This is a genomic window from Pseudomonas viridiflava, assembly GCF_900602065.1.
Classification (GTDB): domain Bacteria; phylum Pseudomonadota; class Gammaproteobacteria; order Pseudomonadales; family Pseudomonadaceae; genus Aquipseudomonas.
In genome coordinates this window covers 1-3,200 of record NZ_UWFN01000385.1, presented here as the reverse complement: position 1 = coordinate 3,200, position 3,200 = coordinate 1, and the positions used below count along the sequence as shown (strand labels likewise).

The window sequence follows — 3,200 nt, the reverse complement described above, 5'->3', positions numbered from 1 at the left end:
CGCCGGGTTTGCGCGGTATGAAATGCCGTTGCTCGCCGTGGTGCTCGTAATCGTCGCCTTCCATATTGACGAGGCTGGCAACGACGCCTCCCATACCCACGAAGCCTAATGGCCCGGCGGCAACGCTAAGCACGGCAGACGGGATCAGGGTTTTCCACTCAGAGTCCAGCCAGGTGAAGGGTACTCCGGGGACCGGGTCGTTGTGGTTGACCATGCGGTGGTGAGTGAGGTCTTTGGCTTCGCGGACGAACGTGGCGTCAGCGGCGCGGGGGGCGCCGAAGGTGTAGAGCTGTAAGTTTTCGGAGTATTTACGACGCATCCATTCGGCCATCAGCAATGCAATTGCGCCGCCGAGGCTGTGGCCTACTACGAGAATATTTTGTTCCCCGGTGTAAAAAGCCCCCATGTAGTCAGTGATAAATTTTTTGGTAGATATAAACGCGTTATGGAAGCCTCGGTGAGCTTGGCCAGGGCCATCGCCGTAGGGAATCTGCCGCGCATCTGCGTCTCGTAATGCATCCCAGCCACCCGCCGTGCCGCGTATGGAAATCAGAACGACTTTGTCGTTGTGGGTGATAAAAGCCTGAGTGTCTGAACTGTTATTCAGGAAATGTGTGTTCTCTGGAAACTCCCAGCCCTGATCCTTTTCTTTGGTGTAACGAACGTTGTCCCAAGGCACGATTTCCAGACGTTTGGAGTACGGCACCTCCTCGCAAAGCAAGTGAAAAGGCCCCGCATTGTTAAACCGTGTCGGTTTCTTCAGATGCGCCAGCTCGTTGTGCAGGACCTGGCCAATCGAAGCAATCCGGTCGCCGTAGTAGGGCGGCGGTGCAGGCTGCTCGTCATGCTCACGCTCCTGATTGAATGGTGCATAGACAAAGGTGCTCATCACCGCCAGGTGATAACAGTTCAACGCGCAAAAGGCCTTGTCCCGGGAAAAGATCGGGCTGTAAGCGCGCAAGGCTTTCACTTCAATCACGTGGTGTCGGCAGGGCGCCAATGGAATGCCCGCTTTTTCCTCTATGCCACGCTTTTTAAATAGCGCTTTGCATTCCGCTACCAGAAAAGGGCTGGGGAAGTGTTTGTCGATCGTGTGCTCGGGCAAATGCGCTGCCGCTGAATTGAGCGCGAAGTCCCGTACCTGAACGTGATAATAGAGGGCCTCTTCTTCCTTGGCGCGCACTTGCGGTAAATGCGGATCGCCGGGTTTGCGGTGGGCAGCGGGGGTTTGTTCTGCTGCAACTTGAAGAGCTGTTAATGGGATAGGAAAACTTTCTCTGTCTCGCAAGTCTTCATACCATTTTTCTCCAAATTCAAAAGGTGAATTCACCTCCAGAAATAAAGGGCCATGGTAAAAGTCATCCACTTTTGCGTAGCCCTCGGAGTCAGTTTTACCCGTATAAATTTGGCCTTGGCTGTCGTAAGCCTTGAAAGTGAGTCCGGAGTAGGTTTCTCCTTTTCCATGTTCGTCGACTAGGCGGAAACTGGCCCAGTGACCGCGCAGGGGGCACGACTCTTGTAACCTAGGGCCTATCATTGGCATTTTATTATTGCTCCTTGCAGTTGGGATAGACCGTGCAGATTTGCCCGTCCATCTCAAAAGTTTTGAAAATAGGTGGTACTTGGCATCGATTTGATTTTTCTGTCGGTTGACATGGCTTCCAGCCTGCTTCTGTTTTTATCCAGCGGTTTCTCATTGATGGTTTTTCGATCGGATTAGATTCGATAATTAAGGTGGCTGTTTTATTGGCTAATTTATTCGTTGGTAAATTTGCTATCGCTCCTCGACATGACATGAGTTTTGCGATCCCAGTGCGCATTTTGCTTTCTTGAAACATGAAACTGCAAAGTGCATTTAGTTCTAATTCTCCAGCTGCCGTGAAATCGTGCGAGTGTGAGTCGGCTTTGCGCTGGACTTGCAAGTAGCCGTCTGCGTAAGTGTTTTGCCATTTCTCTTTTCCGTACCGCGCATTGATTTCCAGCTTCACCCGCCCAAGCTTCATCCCACAAAGACCCTTGTAGTAACTCAGCGGTATCTCAAAACTAAAGGCCTGAGGCTGCGCCTGAATCTCAGCGGTGTACTGTTGCGTATGACGCCGAGTGATGGTCTTGCCGGGCTCAAATGACGGTGTCTGACAACTGGGTTTATCCGGCTCATTGGGGACATAGAAAGCAATGGCATCAATGCCAAACTCCGCAGGCAGCTGCCCCTTGAACGTAAACGTATCCCAGCCGCGATGGCTGGTAGCTGAAACTGCAACCTCCTTGGCCAATATTCCGACTAAATCACAGCCACTCAGGCCGAGTATCAATGCGCCGATACTCAATACCCGAAGGGCAGGGCTGAGTATCTCGGAAGATGTTTGGGGATACATGAGTGCTTACTCCGTGCAGCCGGGGAATACAGTGCAAGTCTGTCCGTTCATTTCGAAAGTTTTAAACGCGGGTGGGGATTGGCACTTTATCCATCCACCCTCTTTGGGGAGGCATGGTTTCCAACCATTGTCGAACTTGATCCATGTATGGTCGTAGTAGGGCCGTTCCTCCGTACTAACGTTTACATTGAGATGCACGGTTTTGTTTGCTAATTCGGATTCTGGCAAATCTAATCCTTGAGATTTACACTGCATTAGCTTGGCTATGCCGAGATGCATTGCACTTTCTTTGAACGTGAAGCTGCACTCTGCTTTTACATTGATAGCATTTGCCCTCCCGAAGGAGAGGGTTTTGTCGGTGCCGTTTTGGCTAATTAAAAAATTACCGTCTGCATAAGTTTTTTGCCATTTCTCTTTTCCGTACCGCGCATTGATTTCCAGCTTCACCCGCCCAAGTCTCATCCCGCACAGACCCTTGTAGTAACTCAGCGGTATCTCAAAACCAAACGCCTGAGGCTGCGGCTGAATTTCAGCGGTGTACTGCTTTGAGTGACGCCGAGTGATGGTCTTGCCGGGCTCAAATGACTGGGCCTGACAACTGGCTTTACCCGGCTCGTTGGGGCCATAGAATGCGATGGCGTCAATGCCAAACTCCGCAGGCAGCTGCCCCTTGAACGTAAACGTATCCCAGCCGCGATGGCTGGTGGCTGAGACTGCGGCCTCCTTGACAAGTGTTGCGACTAAATCACAGGCACTCAAGCTCAGCGTTAATACGCCAATACCCAGTATCCGAAGTGCAGTGCTGATTACCTCGGCAGATGTNCG

General features: G+C 51.6%; 2 protein-coding genes. Both read right to left on the bottom strand.

Features of this window, described 5'->3' with window-relative positions:
* Positions 1–1,543: lipase family protein (locus EE949_RS29100; protein WP_241152871.1), on the bottom strand; the 1,543-nt coding region annotated here is incomplete at its 3' end.
* A 4-nt stretch (positions 1,544–1,547) separates the two neighbouring features.
* Entirely contained in the window at positions 1,548–2,375 is an 828-nt protein-coding gene (locus EE949_RS29095; protein WP_122667430.1) for a hypothetical protein, read from the bottom strand.
* Positions 2,376–3,200 lie beyond the last annotated feature (825 nt).